This is a genomic window from Thermovenabulum gondwanense (genome assembly GCF_001601575.1).
Classification (GTDB): Bacteria; Bacillota; Thermosediminibacteria; order Thermosediminibacterales; family Thermosediminibacteraceae; genus Thermovenabulum; species Thermovenabulum gondwanense.
The window spans coordinates 166506-183894 of the sequence record NZ_LOHZ01000015.1 but is presented as its reverse complement, the minus strand read 5'-3'; the positions used below and the strand labels follow the sequence as shown (position 1 = coordinate 183894).

Here is a 17389-nt window from a genome sequence, read left to right as displayed (position 1 = left end):
ATATATTACTTTAATTCTATAACTTATGCTAATATCCTTTTTGTTATTTATTATTTTAACTTTTCATATAAAATAAGGCCATATTCTTCCTTACTGGAAAAATATGGCTTATTCTATTTAACGAGTGCCAGTATTCCCTTTTCCTCGGCTTTTTTATCCCATAAAATGGCTAAATCTATTACTTCTTCAATTCTTTCTACAGGAATTATATTGGTTCCATCTATTGTTTTAAATATCTCCTGATAATTCTCCTTCGGTATCAAGATTTCTTTTGCACCTGCTTTTATGGCGGCATCTATTTTTGCGGTTACTCCTCCTACCGGTTTAACATTTCCCCTTATAGAAATCTCACCCGTCATGGCTACGGTATTTTTTACCGGCAACCCTCTTATTGAAGAGTATATTGCCGTTGCAACCGCAATTCCTGCGGATGGCCCATCCAACGGAATACCGCCAGGAAAATTTAAGTGGATGTCAAAATCCCTGGGGTCCACCCCCAAATATTTTCGCATTACCGTAAGGCAATTTTCGACCGATCCCCTTGCCGTACCTTTCCTCCTTAATTTATACTCTTCTCCTCCCATTTCTTCTTCTTCCACAATGCCCGTAACTATTATTTTCCCTTCCCCCTTTTGCACCGGAATGGCTGTGGCTTCAATTTCAATAAGTAATCCCAGATTTGGACCGTAAACCGCAAGTCCGTTTACAAGTCCTACCTGAGGAGTTTCGGGAATTTTTTTATCGGGTCTTTGAGTATACTGTCCGCAGTTGATTATCCATTCAACATCTTTTAGATCTATGTTTTTTCTTTTTTCAAGAATTGCAAGGCTTGCTGCCATTTGAACTATGTTCACGGCTTCCCTTCCATTGGTGGCGTATTTTTTTATTAAATCGATAACCTCTTCCTCAATTTCAAAATTTATTTTTTGCACCGCATTTTTTACAATTGTTCCTATATTTTCCGGCGATAGAGGTTTAAAAAATATTTCTACACACCTTGAGCGTATTGCTTGCGGTATTTCGTTAGGGCTTCTGGTGGTAGCTCCCACCAGCCTAAAATCTGCAGGTAATCCGTTTTGAAATATATCGTGGATATAAAGGGGTATATTGGGGTCCTCGCTGTTATAATAAGCGCTTTCTAAAAAAACCTTCCTGTCTTCCAAAACCTTTAATAATTTATTCATTTGAACGGGATGCAATTCTCCTATTTCATCTATAAAAAGTATACCTCCGTGGGCTTTTGTTACTGCGCCGGGTTTGGGCTGAGGGATTCCGGCAATGCCCAAAGGGCCAGCCCCTTGATAAATGGGATCGTGCACCGATCCTATTAAAGGATCGGCTATACCTCTTTCGTCAAACCGGGATATGGTGGCATCAATTTCAACAAATTTTGCATCGGGCCCAAAGGGAGACTCGGGGCATTTCTTTGCTTCTTCCAGCACCAGCCTTGCCGCTGCCGTCTTTCCTATACCCGGGGGGCCGTAAATTATTACATGCTGAGGGTTTGGACCGCACAGGGCTGCTCTTAAGGCTTTCAACCCTTCTTCCTGACCGATAATTTCTTCAAAGGTTGTAGGCCTTGTTTTTTCTGCAAGCGGTTCTGTAAGGGAGATTTCTCTCAGTTTCCTTAATTTTTCCAGCTCTTTTCTCGACTCTCTATCTACGGTGATCCTGCTCCCCTGCTGGCTCTTTAGCAAATTCAAAAAGTAAAGGCCCACTATGACCACAAAAGCAATCTGGATTAAGGTCAAAAAACTTGAAGAGCTATTCAAAAAACCTCACCTCCCTTTCCAGAATCCGGCTTTTAATATTATTAGCAAATAAAAATAAATTTATCCTGGAAAGGATTTCTTAAAGAAAAAACGCAAGCTTTTAAGCTTGCGTTTATGCCGTTACTTCCTTTTTCTTTCCTTTTTTTCTTTCAGATGTTACAAGAATTGGAGGCTCCTTTTTTAATACGACTTCCTTTGTTACAACACATTTGGATATATCCTGTCGGGATGGTATCTCATACATTACATCCATCATAATTTCTTCCATAATTGCCCTTAAGCCCCTTGCACCGGTTTTTCGCTTTAAAGCTTCCTGGGCTATCAAACCGAGGGCTTCATCGGTAAACTCTAATTGAACATTATCCATTTCAAATAATTTTTGATACTGCTTTACCAGAGCGTTTTTTGGTTCCTTTAATATTCTAATCAAAGCTTGCTCATCTAAGGCATCTAAGGTAACGATGATTGGTACCCTACCCACAAATTCCGGAATCATTCCGAACTTAAGAAGGTCTTCCGGCATAATATGGCTTAAAATCTCTCCCCCATTTTTATCTTCTCTACTTCTTATATCCGCACCAAAACCTATCCCTTTTTTCCCCAATCTGTTGGCGATGATTTTTTCTATACCCTCAAAAGCACCGCCGCATATGAAAAGTATATTGGTAGTATCTATTTGAATGAATTCCTGATGAGGGTGTTTTCGTCCTCCTTGCGGAGGAACGCTTGCTATGGTCCCTTCCAGGATTTTTAGTAAAGCTTGCTGTACCCCTTCACCCGAAACATCCCTCGTAATTGAAGGATTTTCAGATTTTCGTGCTATTTTATCTATTTCATCTATATACACTATACCTTTTTCTGCTCTTTCTATATCGTAATCGGCAGCCTGAATGAGTTTCAATAAAATATTTTCCACGTCTTCCCCAACGTAACCAGCTTCGGTAAGGGATGTGGCATCGGCAATGGCAAAAGGCACATTCAAAATCTTTGCAAGGGTCTGTGCAAGTAAAGTTTTACCGCTTCCTGTTGGGCCAAGCATAATTATATTACTTTTTTGAAGTTCCACGTCATCTAACTTTACATTGGAATTTATTCTCTTATAATGATTGTATACTGCAACGGATAATATCCTTTTGGCTTTTTCCTGGCCTATGACATACTGATCCAAAATCTCTTTTATTTGATTGGGCTTTGGTATATCGGTAAAGTCCATTTTATTATCATCGCTGAATTCTTCTTCTATTATTTCGTTGCATAGTTCGATGCATTCATCGCAAATATACACGCCGGGGCCAGCTACCAGCTTTTTTACCTGGTCCTGGGTCTTACCGCAAAAAGAGCATTTTAGCTGCCCCTTTTCGTCGTTAAATTTAAACATTTTATCACCTCGTCACGTTAGCTTTTAACCCTTTTAAATATTACTTCGTCTATAAGCCCGTATTCTTTCGCCTCCTGAGCTGACATAAAATAATCTTTGTCGGTATCTCTTTCAATTTTTTCGATGGGCTGATTGGTATGTTTTGCTAAAATCTCATTTAAAATACCTCTTAAATGCAATATTTCTTTTGCATGAGTTTCAATATCAATGGCCCTACCCTGAACTCCGCCCCAGGGCTGGTGAATCATTATTCTTGAGTTAGGAAGGGCAAACCTCTTTTTGGGAGCACCAGCAGCCAGAAGCACCGCTCCCATACTTGCTGCAAGTCCCATGCACATGGTGCATACATCGGGCTTAATGTACTGCATGGTGTCGTAAATAGCAAGTCCGGCTGTTACAGAACCACCGGGAGAATTAATATATAGATAGATATCCTTATCGGGGTCTTCCGATTCAAGATAGAGAAGTTGAGCTATCACAAGGCTTGCCACGGTATCGTCTATTGGAGTTCCGATAAAAACTATTCTTTCTTTTAAAAGCCTTGAATATATATCGTAAGCCCTTTCCCCTCTATTGGTTTGTTCCACTACAATCGGAACAAGGCTCATAATATTGCCTCCCTTTAATTTTAAATTTTTTATTCAGTTTTTTCTTCTCCCTCTTTATATATACTATCGGCTATTTTTTCTGTTACTTTTGCGTTGTCGATTAAGAATTTAAAAATTTTATCGGTTAATATCCTATCTTTAATATATTCTATGTTTTCCTCTTTTAGAGTTTTTTTATACTCAGCTAAGGATTTGTTAGCTTTTTCCGCGTATTTTTGCAACTCCTGATCCAGTTCTTCTTCGGAAACGGAAATATTCTCAAGTTTTGCTATTTTTTCCAGAACTAATGATGTTTTTATATTTTCAATAGCCCTATCCTGGAATTTATTTTTAAACTCTTCCGGCGTAAGTTTCACCGCTTCAAGGTAATCCTTTAAATCAATACCGCGAAGCCTCAAACTAACGGCGAAATCATAAATCAGCCTTTCTATTTCTCTTTCAATCATCACCTGGGGAATTTCCACCTTAGCTTTTTCCAAAAGCTTCTTTAAAATAGAGCCCTTCAGAGAGCTCTCTTCAAATTCCTTTGCTCTCTCTTCCAGTTTATTCTTTAAATCTTTTTTTAATTCCTCGAGAGTTTCAAATTCACTTACATCTTTTGCAAATTCATCATCGAGAGGCATTAATTCTTTTTCCTTTATTTCCTTTAAAGTAACCTTAAAAGTAGCTTCTTTACCTTTTAAATCTTCCCTGTGATAATTTTCGGGGAAGGTAACGGTAATTTCCCTTGTTTCCTGAGGCATCATACCTATGAGCTTATCCTCAAAACCCGGGATGAAAGTTCTCGAACCAATAGTAAGTGGATAATTCTGGGCATTACCGCCCTCAAAAGGTTCCCCATTGATGAAGCCCTCAAAATCTATAACCGCCAAATCGCCCTCTTTAAGAGGTCTTTCCACATTAATGAAACGCGCATTTTTCTCCTGTAACTCTTTCAATTCTCTTTCCACATCTTCTTCTTTAACATTATATACAATTTTTTCTGCTTCTATTTCTTTATACCCATCTATTTCTACATCAGGCTTCAATGTTACTTTTGCAGTTGCAATTAAGGGTTTATTTTTTTCAATTTGCTCAATTTGAAAATCGGGATGATCAATGGGTTCCAATTTATTTTCTTCTATTCCAATTTTATATGCTTCCGACAATGCGAATTCAGCTGCATCCTCATATAGTACTTCCGGGCCATAATACCTTTCTACAATACTTCTTGGTGCCTTTCCGCGTCTGAAACCGGGCACATTAAATCTTTTAGCATTCTTCTTGAAAGATTTTTCGAGAGCCTTTTCAAATTCTTCCTCGTTTACCTCAATTTTTAGGGTAGCGACATTATTTTCTATTTTTTCCAAATTTACTTTCATTATGCTCCTCCTCACTCTTTCCACTTCCGTTATTGCTTTTTTATTATAACATAAATAAAATTTACAATCTATAAAATACAAAAATAATAAACAAATACCTCGGCATTATACCGAGGTTTCTCATTCCTGTTATGGTGCGGGCGAGAGGATTTGAACCTCCACGGGGTTACCACTAGATCCTAAGTCTAGCGCGTCTGCCAGTTCCGCCACGCCCGCATGGTGAGCCATGGAGGACTCGAACCTCCGACACCCTGATTAAAAGTCAGGTGCTCTACCGCCTGAGCTAATGGCCCAGAAGAAATCTAATTCTACACGCTATATAATTATAATTTAAAATTGGTATTTAGGCAATAGCAAATTTTTATTTTAATTCCTGATTTTATCTTGCGAGCCATCCTCCGTCAACGCATAAAATATGACCATTAATATTCTGAGGCCTTGGAAGCCAGGAATATTGCTGCTCCTGCTACAGCGTTACACCGTTTTTAAAAATTGCAATTTCCCTGAAACCCATTAATTCTGATTTAGTAGGCATACCCGAAGCCACTTTTATTACATATTCTAAAAGCTCTCTCTGCAATGTTTCCATGGTTTCCCCCGAAAGCAATCTACCGGCATCAAAGTCCATCCACATTAATTTTTTCTTATAAATCTCACTATTTGTTGCTATTTTTACCGTAGGAACAACGGTGCCGAGAGGAGTTCCTCGTCCTGTAGTGAAAAGTATTACTTGACAGCCTGCTGCTGCCAGCACAGTCGAGGCTACCATATCGTTTCCCGGACCGCTTAACAAATTTAACCCCTTCTCTTTTATTACATCACCGTATTCCAGGACATCTACAACCGGGCTTTTTCCTCCCTTTTGAGTACATCCTAAGGATTTTTCTTCAAGGGTAGTTATTCCGCCTTTTTTATTACCGGGTGAAGGGTTTTCATAGATGGGCTGGTTGTAGCTCATAAAATACTCTTTGAAATTATTTATAAGGCTTACTATTTTTTCAAATACTTCTTTATTTTTTGCCCTATCCATAAGGATAGTTTCTGCACCGAACATTTCAGGTACTTCTGTGAGTATAGCGCTTCCTCCATAGGCTATTATTTTATCAGAAAAAGCCCCCACCAGGGGATTTGCAGTTATACCTGAAAATCCATCTGATCCTCCACATTTTAAACCTATTACCAGATCCGAAAGGGGGCATTCTTCTCTTTTAAATTGCGATGCGTATTCAATTAGCTCTTTAACAAGTTCAACACCGACCTCGATTTCATCTTCCACTTCCTGAGCAACTAAAAATTTCACTCTATCTTGATCGTAATTCCCCAAGACTTTTTTAAACTCCTCCACGTTGTTATTTTCACACCCTAACCCAAGAACCAATACGCCTCCCGCATTGGGATGATTAACAAGGTCAGCAAGAATTTTTTGTGTATAAAAAAGGTCACTTCCCAGCTGGGAACAGCCGTAGGGGTGTTTAAGTTCGTAAATGCCGTCTATACCTTCAATACCTTCGAATTCCCTGGCAGCACGCTTTGCGATAAGCTCAGCGTTCCTGTTAACGCAACTTACCGTCGGTATTATCCATATTTCGTTTCTAATTCCCACTTTTCCATTTTTTCTGCGGTAACCTTTAAAGGTTATATCACATTTTAGCTGTTCAAATTTGATATTTTTTTCATGATACTCATATTCCAGAATCTCACCCAGATTGGTTTTTAAATTATGAGTATGCACCCATTCGCCGGCCTTAATATCGCATATTGCATGACCAATAGGGAAACCGTATTTTATTATATTCTCGTCTTTTCTTATATCCCTTAAAGCAATCTTATGACCTTTATCGATATCTTCCAAAGCTACAAGGGAGGAAGACCCCGAAGTCAGAGTCTCCCCCTTTTTTACATCTTCCAACGTTACGGCTATATTATCCTCTTCATGAATTTTTATTATTTTCATTTATTTTCTTCCCCCTTTACCAGTCCATGCACGGTTTTCCTTATTCCATCGGCACTTATCTGGTAAAGGTAATTACCTACCTTTTCTGTAAAACCGGGCATATTAGTAAGATCCTCCCCCCACAAATCGATATTACCGAGTACTTCCCTTGCAACTTCAATAGCCGATCCTAAGCTCCCGTCAAATTTTTTCCAGGTGTTTTCGAAGAATTGAAGAACGGGGAGGTCATCCTTCATTATAAATTCTCCTTTTTCCCTGCGTGCTACCATTGATGTGCCTTCTACCCTTCCATCCTTATACACAGCAATAAGTGCTGCCATAGAAAAGGTGAGTTTCTCGGGTAATTTGCCAAATCTTCTATAGTATTCGATTATGGATGGCAGAACCCTCGTCTTGAATTTGGAAGAAGAATTTAAAAGTATGCTGATAAGGTAATGTTTTATGAATGGATTGCGGAATCGCTCTATAACCGAATCAGCAAAATCTGTCAGCATCTTCTTGTCTAAGTCAATTGAAGGTATTATTTCATCGTAAATGATATTTCTGACGTACTCACCCATTACATCATGGTCCATCATTTCACCGACGGTTTCAAGCCCATAAAGGAAGGCTGCCGGAACCGAAGATGTATGGGCACCGTTTAAAATCCTTACCTTGCGGGTCCTGTAAGGCGTCATGTCTTCGGTCCATATAACGTTAAGCCCTACTTTTGTAAAGGGAAGTTTTTCAGAAAGCTCTCTGGGTCCCTCTATCACCCAGAGGTGGAATAATTCTCCGGTATCCAAAAGCTCGTCTTCGTACCCAAGCTTTGATATAATTTCTGTTACCTCATCCTTTGGATATCCGGTTACCACACGGTCTACCAGAGTATTTAAGAAAATATTGTTTTCTTCAACCCACTTTATAAAATCTCCAGGTAAATTCCAATCTTTTGAAAGTTGTAGAACAATTTTTCTTAAATTGTCACCGTTTCTATCAATAAGCTCACAAGGTATAATTACCATCCCTTTTGCTGGATCTCCGCTAAAATGTTTATACCTGTGGAATAGATAAGCCACCAGTTTTCCCGGGAAAGACACAGGAGGCATTTTATCCAGGCTATCGTTTTTATCGTAATATATTCCCGCTTCGGTGGTATTGGATATTACAAACTCGATATTGGGGTCCTCCGCACACCTTAAAAATTCTTCCCATTGAGTGTAAGGATTAATACCCCTGCTTACCGAACTAATTATTTCCTTTACCTCTGTGGGCACTCCATCTTTCAGACCTCTAAGTATTAATGTGTAAAGTCCGTCCTGTTGATTTAATTTTTCTACAAGCCCTTCAGCTATTGGTTGAACAACTACAACCCGACCGTTAAACAAATTTGCTTTATTCATTTGATGAAACATCCAATCAACAAATGCCCTTAAAAAATTGCCCTCTCCGAATTGAATTACCTTTTCAGGTAGTTCTTCAGGAAAATCCTGAACCTCTAAATCCGAAGGAAATGTGAAATTTCCCTTCAGTAATTCTTTGTTTAGCTTCACCATATTACATTCCTCCCAAAACAACTTAGTTGATTTTCATAGCACCCACTAACTTCGGGTCATCTTTGGGAGTCAACTTTCTACCGTAAGGGCCTGCCATTATCCAGAGATAATAAACTTTAAATCCCGGTGCTGCTGCTACCGGGTGATAACCTTCCTTTATTACTACCGTGTCCCCATCCTTAACCAGGAAGGACTCCCTTAGCGTTAAATCATCGTTATAGATTACCTGGACGCCGAAGCCCTCCTTAGGATATACTTTGAAATAATAGATTTCCTCCATCTCTGTTTCCACAGGTGGATCGTATTTATCGTGCTTGTGAGATGGATAACTCGACCATTGCCCCGGATATGAAAAGGTTTCGCCAACTAAGATGCGATCAACTCTACCCTCCGCTTTTTCAACGATAATATCGTGAACTTCCCTTTTATAGCCATCATTTCCCCGGAAATTCACTATTACATCCTCCGGCTTTACCACAAAGGGTTGGTACTGCTTTTCAGCAATAGCTGAAACAATAGCAATTTCAGCATTCTTGCCATCGGATTCCTCTATTTCATAAACGCTGTTAATTGGGATATATACTGCTGTGGCTTTACCTGAAAAAACGTTTTCCCTTCCTCCCAGACCTTTAAATAATTGTCCTCCCACCTTTACATCGCACTTTCCGGATAAAATTACCAGAACCTTTTCTTCCTTGCCGGTTTTATCAATATAGCTTTCTTTTTTTTCCAGATTCAAAATTCCCAACCCTACATATTTTGTATCCTCACCTGCTTTGACCACTTCTTTGTATCCTTCATGTTTTGAAGAAGGAAAAAAAATAGACAATTAAACTCCCTCCATTAAAAAATTTAGATTAATATATTTATTAATTTCCATCATCTTATTAAGATATCGGGTCTTTTAATTAAAAATTCTCCACGGTTTACCTCTTTTGTAGGGAAATTAGCCGAAACCGTTAAAATTTCAGGTCTTCCATTTTTTACTATAATTGTATCTTCAGATTTAACTCCCGTAATAGTAGGATTCCAGGCATAAACCTGTCCTTCCTTTACAATTTCTTCACTGTACGGAGTAGCCCGAAATTCTCTTGATTTATAACCTGCAAGACCTCCCTGATGATGTTTTTTCCATTCCTCGGGATAACCTGCAGTTTCATAAGCTTTTTGCCCGTTTTTGAAAATCTCTTTTATTTTTACCCCCGGCAATGTCCTTCCTATAAAAGAAGCATCTACAAAAATAACAGCTTCATGCCTTTTTTTTAATTCTTCAGTAATTTTACCAAAATGTACCAATCTTGTTGCGGATGCAATAAGTCCATGTTTTTCCCCCGATATTGAGATTAAAGCGTATTTTTCTAATTTCTTATCCGTAGGAAGGGGGTGTCGGTATTTAAAAGCCCTATCATCAACGGCTACAAGGTTAACCGCTGGATATACATCGTATTCGGAAGCAACCACCTTTATTAATCTCTCTATATCCTTTTCGGTATCTCCGGGCTTAATTGTATAGGCCACCTTCTCCAAAATATTGGCAACACTTTTTGCAGTATCCGAGAACCTCTCTAATTCCTCAGGCAAAAGCTCCCATCTAAGTCTTGCAAACCTGTCATCTATTGCTGCATCTGTAAATATTTTTTTACCCTTAAATAATTTCTCGACAATTTTCTTGGGCTGTAAACTCTCCCACCATGAATACTCAATCTTTTCTATTTTAATTCCTTGAAGTTCTTCTTCAATAAGCCTATCGGCTTCAATATTATTTGCTATTAAATAAGCCGAATCCCTGGTAATCAAAAGCTCCGCACATGATTTTTCAGTAATTCTATTAACATAAGGTCTTGCGCCTGTGAGCCATATAAAATTCGCCTGGGTGGTAATCAATATTCCATCAATTTCTTCTCTAATCATAAAACCTCTGATTTTTGAAAGTTTTGCTTCGTATTCCCTTGTATTCCAAGCCAAAAGATCACCCTCTTAAACGTTTATTTACCCATTAGGAGATTTGGCATAAACATTACTATTTGCGGAATATAAGTGATTAGCATTAATACAGCTATCATTGTAAGATAAAAAGGCACCATAGTCCTGGATAATTTTTCAATAGAGATGTTCCCTATAGCACATCCCACGAATAAAGTACTCCCCACAGGCGGTGTTAAAAGGCCTATTGCAAGATTTAGCATCATTATAATCCCAAAATGCACCGGATCTACTCCGATTTGAACAGCTACCGGTAGTAATATAGGTGTTGTAATCAATATCAACGGGGCCATATCCATAATACATCCCAGTAAAAGCAATAAAATGTTAATTATAAATAAAATCACATATTTATTGTTGGAAATTGATAAAAGGGCTTTGGTCGCCAGGGCAGGGACCTTTAAATAAGCCAGCATCCACCCAAAAGCATTAGATGTAGCAATTAGAGCCATTACTATCGCAAGGGTTTTCAAACTTTTCATCAAGATATATCCCATTTTCGTTAAAGGTATATCTCTGTATACAAAAAATGTAATAAAAAACGCATATACGGCTGCTACTGCAGCTGCTTCCGTTGCTGTGTAAAAACCAGTGATTACGCCCCCAACCACTATGACCGCTGTAAAAAGTCCGAGAGCCGCATCCTTAGTAGCTGCTAATGCATCTCTCAACGACACCGGTTCCCCTGCAGGATACCCTCTTTTAACCGCGATAATGTATGAAAGGAGCATAAGGGCAAGCCCCAGTACAATACCCGGTATCATTCCAGCAAGAAACAATCTGCCTACCGACACACCACCGGCAACTAAGGAGTATATAATCATATTATGGCTTGGGGGTATCAAAATCCCCTGGGTAGATCCAGTAATCGTTACCGCCACGGAGTAATCCACATCATATCCTTTTTTCTTCATCATAGGGATTAATATCGAACCAATAGAAGAAGTATCGGCTACCGATGACCCGGAAATTCCACCAAAGAACATACTCGCCAGCACATTAACCAGAGCCAGGCCACCTCTAATTCTACCGACTATCACGTTTGAAAAGTTAATGAGCCTCTGAGATATGCCCCCTTCACCCATAATTTCTCCTGCAAGAATAAAAAATGGTATGGCCAGGAGCGAAAAGGAATTAATACCTCTTACCATTGCTTGTGCTAACATAGCCAAAGGTATGTTAAGGTATGCTGCAGTTATTACAGCAGAAATTCCCAAAGAAAAAGCTATAGGCACTCTTATTAGTATCAGGGCAGCAAAGCTTCCAATAAGTAACGTTATCGCTGGTGTGTTCACCGGGTGGCCTCCTTTCCATATATTTCTTTAATAAAGGATGAGACTAAGTAATAAATAATAGCAAAACCCGATATGGGTACCACCGCATATAAAAATGCCGAATTTATTTTAAGACCGGGCATGTAGTTGCCTGTAGCTACCTGGCTCATTCTAATGCCTTCTTTTATCATAAATATAGAAAAACCAAGAATTAAAATTTTACCAATCCAATTTAATATGTTTTTTAATTTATCCGATAAAAATTGATCTAAAATCGTAATGCTCAAGTGAAGATTATCCCTCACTCCAATAGCCATGCTTAAAAATCCAAACCAAACCATACAGAGCAGCGAAGCTTCTTCACCCCATGCAGGGGTTTTATGAAGAAAATACCTGGAAAATACTACCCAGCTAACGATAACGGTCATTAAAACTAAAAGACTCATACTTAATACCTCAATGATATAATTAATAAACCTATCCAGCTTTTTAAGCACCTACTCCCCTCCCCTGTCTTGCTCGAACGGGAGGGAAATTCCCCTCCCGCTTTTTTAAATTCTTATTTTGCAGCTTTGATCCTTTCAATCAAATCTTTGTAATCAGCGCCAAATTTATCATACAATGGTTTTACGGCATCCTGCCAGGGTTTCAAATCCGTTACTTCGGTTATTACATTTCCTTTTGCTTTAACAGCTTCTATAGCCTTTTTCTCGTATTCTTTCCAGGCTTTCCTTTGAACTTCTTCCGAAGCTCTCGCAGCTTCCTTGATTATCTTTTTATCTTCATCGCTTAATTTATCCCATACCACTTTGGAAGCTATTAAAACCTCAGGAGTTCTTGTATGATAATCCAATGTATAATATTTTGCAACTTCATAATGAGATGTGGAATAATAACTTGGCCAGTTATTTTCTGCTCCATCAATTACTCCCGTTTGTAATGCACTGTATACTTCTCCATAGGGCATTGGGGTTGCGGAAGCGCCTAAAGCTTCTACAAGAGATATCATAAGTTCTGATTGCTGCACCCTGATTTTTAAACCTTTTAAATCTGCTGGAGTTTTTACTTCTCGTTTGCTGTTATAAAAACTCCTGGCTCCCGAATCATAGTAGGCAAGACCTATCATCTTTGCATCTTTAAGCGTATCCAAAATTTCCTCCCCAATTGGTCCATCTAACACCTTCCAAAGATGTTCTTCATTGTCAAATAAATATGGAAGTGAAAGAACCCTCAAGGGCTTAGCAAAATCAGATAAGGGCTGTGCATTCACCCTCGCAAAATCTATTCCACCCATTTGTATTGCTTCAATTACACTTTTCTCGTCACCAAGCTGTCCACCGGCATAAACTTCAATCTTTATCCTTCCATTGGTTTTCTCTTCGACTATCCTGGCAAATTCTTTATCTCCGATAGTTGTGGGATAGTCTTCCGGTTGGTTTTCCGCAAGCCTGAAAACCATTTGAGGCTTATTTTGCTCTTGAGTTTGTTGATTGGCTGAATTACCCGTTTTTTGTCCACAACCAGCGAAAACAAAAACTAATAAAGTGAGGCAAAGTAAGACAACAATCTTCTTAGAAAAAAAGCGTGACATTTACAAAACCTCCTTTAAATTTTAATTTAGTGAAGAAAATAGAAAGATGATCGCAATAAAAATTTATTACTTATTTCATCACCTCCTTAAATTCCTTCACTTTGGATTTTTTTCCCTTTTGACTGTATAAAATCTACAATATCCGAATTAGATCTAAAAAGTTCTCTTAAAGCCAGTGCACAGGCTCCGATTACTCCGGAATTTTTCCCCAAGGAGGATACTTTTATGGATGTGGAAATTGCTATTTCTGGAAAAGCATGAGAATAAACCGTTTCCTTTATTACATCCATAAAAATTTCTACCACCTTTGACATCTTGCCGCCAATAAAAACGGTTTCCGGATTATAAAAGTTCACAATATTAGCTATTGCAAGGCCAACGTATTTTGCCATTTGCTTTAAAAGATCATGAGCGTAGGATCCCTCTATCATTGCACAATTTAAGATATCATTGGTTCCAACTTTACCCTTTTTTTCCCATATTTCCTTTAACGGATCATCGCTCTTAATAAGGGGAAGCTCGGAATTTACCCTTCGTAATATTGCAGGAATACCGCATATACTCTCAAGACAACCTCGATTTCCGCAATTGCATAACGGGCCATTTTCCATTATCACCATATGTCCTATTTCACCCGCATGACCCTGAAACCCCTGTAAAATGCGGTCCTCTAAAATTATGCCTGCACTAATACCTTCTCCGAGATTGATATATACAAGGTCTTTGTAAGATATCGCCCCCCCAAACCACCTTTCTGCAAGAGCTGAAGCATTAGAGTTATTTTCAACAAATACAGGCAAACCAATTTGTTTTTCAATAACTTCTCTTATTGGAAAATTATTCCATTTTGGTCCTAAGTTTACCGATCGTTTCACTATGCCCTCCTTTACGTTTAAAAGTCCCGGGAAAGCAATGCCTATACCCAAAAAAGTTTTCCCTTCGGATAAATCCCTTTCAATAATACTTTTTAAGGAGTTGATTAGCATGGGAATTCCCTCTTCGGGATCGGTCATATCTATTTCAACCGAACTAATTTCGCCGGGAACATTTTTTAAATCTCCAATCCCTATGGAAGTTTCAAATCGTGTTACTTCGATGCCGAGAACATACCCCGCTTCCGGATTAAACTTAATTTTTACCGGCCTTCGCCCCCCGCGAGATTTTGCCAGCCCCACTTCTTTTACAAGGCCAATTTCTAACAGTTCACGGATTATCCCGGTTATAGCAGGCGGTGTTAGGCCCGTTTTTTCCGCCAGCTCGTATCTCGAAATTACTTCATGCTGTTTAATAATGTTCAGAACTGTCATTCTATTTATTTTTTTAACGTATTTACTATTTCCCGGTATTTTTGACATGGTAATCACCCTTTATTGCAGTATTTGAAGACATTTTTATATAAATTATAGATACTTTTTTAACTTAATTAATTAACTATTGTAATATTCGATAAAACTTTTTAAAATCCTCTTTTTCTTTTAACAAAATTTTAATGGTTTAATATTAAATGAAGGTCGTAAAAAATTCATTTAAAAAAAATAAAACCACCTTTCGCAATAAAGCGATCGGTGGTTAAAATTTTTTCTGACATGGCTGGGGCGGCAGGATTCGAACCTACGATGCAGGATCCAAAGTCCCGTGCCTTACCGCTTGGCTACGCCCCAGTATTTAAAATGGGGTGGATAGTGGGACTTGAACCCACGACTTCCAGAGCCACAATCTGGCGTTCTGACCAGCTGAACTATATCCACCACAAAATGGCGCGCCCGAGGGGATTCGAACCTCTGACCCACGGATTAGAAGTCCGTTGCTCTATCCTGCTGAGCTACGGGCGCATTATTAATTTGGAGCGGGAAACGGGAATCGAACCCGCGACACCCAGCTTGGAAGGCTGGTGCTCTGCCAACTGAGCTATTCCCGCATAATTATGGTCGAGGCAGAGGGACTTGAACCCCCGACCCCATGGTCCCAAACCATGTGCGCTACCAACTGCGCTATGCCTCGAAGCCTTAAGGACAATGTATAGTATACAATAATTTTTTTTTTGAGTCAAGATACTACAAACCATCAATAAAATAAATTTTAGCTTTGACGATATATTTTTAGATCTCTATAATTTTTGATGTAATCTCTTCCCCTTGAATTTCTAACATACCGCAGGAAGGAGAAAATCCCCCTCTCGGCAAAGCGGGACTTCCGGGGTTTAAAAAAACAATATCGTCAATTTTTATATTTAACGTCTTGTGGGTATGTCCAAACACCACAGCATCTACTTTTAATTCTTTTGCCTTTTTTATTAGCATACCCAGATCTTCTTTAATATGAAAGTAATGTCCGTGAGTCAAAAAAATGCTTTTGTTTTGCAGTTTCAAAACTTTCTCGAATTCTCCTTCGGAAGTATAATATGAATCGCAGTTCCCCAAAACCCCTATAACTTCCTTTCCAAAAATTGCTTTTATGTACTCTACATCTTGATATAAATCTCCCGCGTGAAGTATTATATCCGAATCCTTTAGTTTATCCACAGCTTTTTCGATAGATTTAATATTTCCATGAGTATCACTTAATACCCCAATTCGCAAAGTATGTGCCCCCTTAATTTCTCAAGAGCATTACCTCTATGACTTATTTTATTTTTCTCTTCTTCATCCAGTTCAGCCAGGGTTTTACCTAATTCGGGTACATAAAAAACAGGATCATAACCAAATCCTTTGCTGCCGCAAGGGGTCAAAGTAATATAGCCTTTCAGTATTCCTTTTTCCGTAAAACATCTGCCATCAGGTAAAGCAAAACATAAACAGCACACAAATTGAGCCATTCTTTTCTCAAAAGGTATTCCTTCCAGTTCAAAAAGCAGCTTTTTTATATTTTCCTCCGATGTGGCATTTTCTCCAGCATACCTTGCTGTAAAAATACCCGGTCTTCCGTTAAGAGCCTCTACTTCCAGCCCTGAGTCGTCTCCAAGAGATGGTAATCCCGTCTTTCTGGCGGTCTCAAGAGCTTTTAACATTGCGTTTTCTTCGAAGGAGCTTCCCCTCTCATCAATTATAATACCGGGGAAATCCATTAAAGAAAGCAATTGCAAAGGCAAATCGGATAGCATTTTTTTAAATTCCTTAAATTTTCCCTTATTCGATGTAGCGATTACAAGCTTCATTTATTTTCAACCTCTTTATTTTCTATCTCGTTTAAAAGATCTTTTAACACATTTTTTTGTACCAATATAAGCTCATCTATTCCTTTTTTTGCCATATCCAAAAGTTGGTTTAAATCTTCTCTGGTAAACGGAAATGCTTCGCCCGTCCCCTGTATTTCCACAAACTGACCTTTTTCTGTCATAACAACATTCATATCTACCTGAGCCCTGGAATCTTCATCAAACTTCAAATCTAAAAGCTTCTCTCCTTCTACAATTCCTACACTTACTGCAGCTACAAAACTATCCACGGGGATAGAATTTATCATTTTCCTATCTTTTAAATGTTTCAAAGCATCCACAAGCGCAACAAAGGCTCCGGTTATTGAGGCAGTTCTGGTACCTCCATCCGCTTGAATAACATCGCAGTCAATCCAGATGGTCCTTTCTCCTAAGTCGTTTAAATTTACTACCGACCTTAGGGCTCTGCCTATTAGCCTCTGGATCTCCATCGTTCTTCCACTGGGCTTCAAGGTTTCTCTAACATTTCTAATTTCCGTAGCCCTTGGCAGCATCGAATATTCTGCTGTAATCCACCCTTGTCCCTTTCCTCGCAAAAAAGGAGGCACCTTATCATCCACCGTAGCAGTGCAAATGACCCTGGTATCACCGCATTCTATCAAAACAGATCCTTCAGCGTATTTGTTGTAATGACGAACAATTTTGACCGGTCTTATTTCATTATTCTTTCTGCCATCGGTTCTTACCAATATTACCCTTCCCTTCTCATGGTTATTATA

The 17389-nt window shown here is 38.8% G+C and carries 15 protein-coding genes, 7 tRNA genes and 1 pseudogene; all 23 read right to left on the bottom strand.

The features are described from left to right. Window positions 1–113: 113 nt before the first annotated feature. On the bottom strand, window positions 114–1772 hold the full coding sequence (gene lonB / locus ATZ99_RS01205; protein WP_068747412.1) for an ATP-dependent protease LonB: 1659 nt from the start codon (window positions 1770–1772) through the stop codon (window positions 114–116). A gap of 112 nt (window positions 1773–1884) precedes the next feature. Beyond that, on the bottom strand, window positions 1885–3150 hold the full coding sequence (gene clpX, locus ATZ99_RS01200; protein ID WP_068747411.1) for an ATP-dependent Clp protease ATP-binding subunit ClpX: 1266 nt from the start codon (window positions 3148–3150) through the stop codon (window positions 1885–1887). Between the two features lie 17 nt (window positions 3151–3167). Next, window positions 3168–3758 (bottom strand): ATP-dependent Clp endopeptidase proteolytic subunit ClpP, encoded by a 591-nt coding sequence (clpP, locus tag ATZ99_RS01195; RefSeq protein WP_068747410.1) that lies wholly within the window; start codon window positions 3756–3758, stop codon window positions 3168–3170. Between the two features lie 29 nt (window positions 3759–3787). Then, window positions 3788–5119, bottom strand: a complete 1332-nt coding sequence (tig, locus tag ATZ99_RS01190; protein ID WP_068747409.1) for a trigger factor — start codon at window positions 5117–5119, stop codon at window positions 3788–3790. Window positions 5120–5251: 132 nt separating this feature from the next. Further along, window positions 5252–5335: transfer RNA gene (locus ATZ99_RS01185), tRNA-Leu, on the bottom strand. Between the two features lies 1 nt (window position 5336). Next, window positions 5337–5412 (bottom strand) — tRNA-Lys (locus ATZ99_RS01180). Window positions 5413–5498: 86 nt separating this feature from the next. Then, a pseudogene (locus ATZ99_RS12355) lies at window positions 5499–5589 on the bottom strand (2-deoxy-D-gluconate 3-dehydrogenase); the annotation flags it as partial. Further along, entirely contained in the window at window positions 5586–7073 is a 1488-nt protein-coding gene (locus ATZ99_RS01175; RefSeq protein ID WP_068747408.1) for a UxaA family hydrolase, read from the bottom strand. The pseudogene ATZ99_RS12355 and the gene ATZ99_RS01175, both read right to left, overlap by 4 nt. Next, complete coding sequence (locus ATZ99_RS01170) at window positions 7070–8608, bottom strand: tagaturonate reductase (RefSeq protein ID WP_068747407.1); 1539 nt, start codon at window positions 8606–8608, stop codon at window positions 7070–7072. Before ATZ99_RS01170 ends, ATZ99_RS01175 begins: the two co-directional genes overlap by 4 nt. A 22-nt stretch (window positions 8609–8630) precedes the next feature. Next, window positions 8631–9437 (bottom strand): 5-deoxy-glucuronate isomerase, encoded by an 807-nt coding sequence (iolB, locus tag ATZ99_RS01165; protein ID WP_068747406.1) that lies wholly within the window; start codon window positions 9435–9437, stop codon window positions 8631–8633. Window positions 9438–9487: 50 nt separating this feature from the next. Next, window positions 9488–10573, bottom strand: a complete 1086-nt coding sequence (locus tag ATZ99_RS01160; RefSeq protein WP_068747405.1) for a M24 family metallopeptidase — start codon at window positions 10571–10573, stop codon at window positions 9488–9490. Between the two features lie 20 nt (window positions 10574–10593). Next, the gene (locus ATZ99_RS01155) at window positions 10594–11886 is read right to left on the bottom strand and encodes a TRAP transporter large permease (RefSeq protein ID WP_068747404.1); all 1293 of its coding nucleotides are present in this window, start codon (window positions 11884–11886) and stop codon (window positions 10594–10596) included. Further along, on the bottom strand, window positions 11883–12362 hold the full coding sequence (locus ATZ99_RS01150) for a TRAP transporter small permease (RefSeq protein ID WP_068747403.1): 480 nt from the start codon (window positions 12360–12362) through the stop codon (window positions 11883–11885). Before ATZ99_RS01150 ends, ATZ99_RS01155 begins: the two co-directional genes overlap by 4 nt. A gap of 62 nt (window positions 12363–12424) precedes the next feature. Further along, window positions 12425–13456 (bottom strand): TRAP transporter substrate-binding protein, encoded by a 1032-nt coding sequence (locus ATZ99_RS01145; RefSeq protein ID WP_068747402.1) that lies wholly within the window; start codon window positions 13454–13456, stop codon window positions 12425–12427. Between the two features lie 86 nt (window positions 13457–13542). Next, window positions 13543–14811, bottom strand: coding sequence for an ROK family transcriptional regulator (locus ATZ99_RS01140; protein WP_068747401.1), 1269 nt, complete (start codon window positions 14809–14811; stop codon window positions 13543–13545). Between the two features lie 232 nt (window positions 14812–15043). After that, window positions 15044–15117 (bottom strand) — tRNA-Gln (locus ATZ99_RS01135). Between the two features lie 10 nt (window positions 15118–15127). Then, a tRNA-His gene (locus ATZ99_RS01130) sits at window positions 15128–15204 on the bottom strand. A gap of 7 nt (window positions 15205–15211) precedes the next feature. Continuing rightward, window positions 15212–15288 (bottom strand) — tRNA-Arg (locus tag ATZ99_RS01125). Between the two features lie 10 nt (window positions 15289–15298). Then, window positions 15299–15374 (bottom strand) — tRNA-Gly (locus tag ATZ99_RS01120). A gap of 7 nt (window positions 15375–15381) precedes the next feature. Beyond that, window positions 15382–15457: transfer RNA gene (locus ATZ99_RS01115), tRNA-Pro, on the bottom strand. A gap of 98 nt (window positions 15458–15555) precedes the next feature. Continuing rightward, the gene (locus ATZ99_RS01110) at window positions 15556–16035 is read right to left on the bottom strand and encodes a metallophosphoesterase family protein (protein WP_068747400.1); all 480 of its coding nucleotides are present in this window, start codon (window positions 16033–16035) and stop codon (window positions 15556–15558) included. Then, on the bottom strand, window positions 16017–16610 hold the full coding sequence (locus tag ATZ99_RS01105) for an XTP/dITP diphosphatase (protein WP_068747399.1): 594 nt from the start codon (window positions 16608–16610) through the stop codon (window positions 16017–16019). The genes ATZ99_RS01110 and ATZ99_RS01105 overlap by 19 nt, the downstream gene beginning before the upstream one ends. After that, a complete protein-coding gene (rph, locus tag ATZ99_RS01100) occupies window positions 16607–17359 on the bottom strand; it encodes a ribonuclease PH (protein ID WP_068747398.1) in 753 nt (250 codons plus the stop codon). The genes ATZ99_RS01105 and rph overlap by 4 nt, the downstream gene beginning before the upstream one ends. Window positions 17360–17389 lie beyond the last annotated feature (30 nt).

What these genes read in the sequence shown, in the direction of transcription:
- clpX (WP_068747411.1), bottom strand. Translation starts at nt 3,150, where the DNA reads ATGTTTAAATTTAACGACGAAAAGGGGCAGCTAAAATGCTCTTTTTGC.
- ATZ99_RS01145 (WP_068747402.1), bottom strand. Translation starts at nt 13,456, where the DNA reads ATGTCACGCTTTTTTTCTAAGAAGATTGTTGTCTTACTTTGCCTCACT.
- ATZ99_RS01105 (WP_068747399.1), bottom strand. Translation starts at nt 16,610, where the DNA reads ATGAAGCTTGTAATCGCTACATCGAATAAGGGAAAATTTAAGGAATTT.
- tig (WP_068747409.1), bottom strand. Translation starts at nt 5,119, where the DNA reads ATGAAAGTAAATTTGGAAAAAATAGAAAATAATGTCGCTACCCTAAAA.
- ATZ99_RS01175 (WP_068747408.1), bottom strand. Translation starts at nt 7,073, where the DNA reads ATGAAAATAATAAAAATTCATGAAGAGGATAATATAGCCGTAACGTTG.
- ATZ99_RS01170 (WP_068747407.1), bottom strand. Translation starts at nt 8,608, where the DNA reads ATGGTGAAGCTAAACAAAGAATTACTGAAGGGAAATTTCACATTTCCT.
- clpP (WP_068747410.1), bottom strand. Translation starts at nt 3,758, where the DNA reads ATGAGCCTTGTTCCGATTGTAGTGGAACAAACCAATAGAGGGGAAAGG.
- ATZ99_RS01140 (WP_068747401.1), bottom strand. Translation starts at nt 14,811, where the DNA reads ATGTCAAAAATACCGGGAAATAGTAAATACGTTAAAAAAATAAATAGA.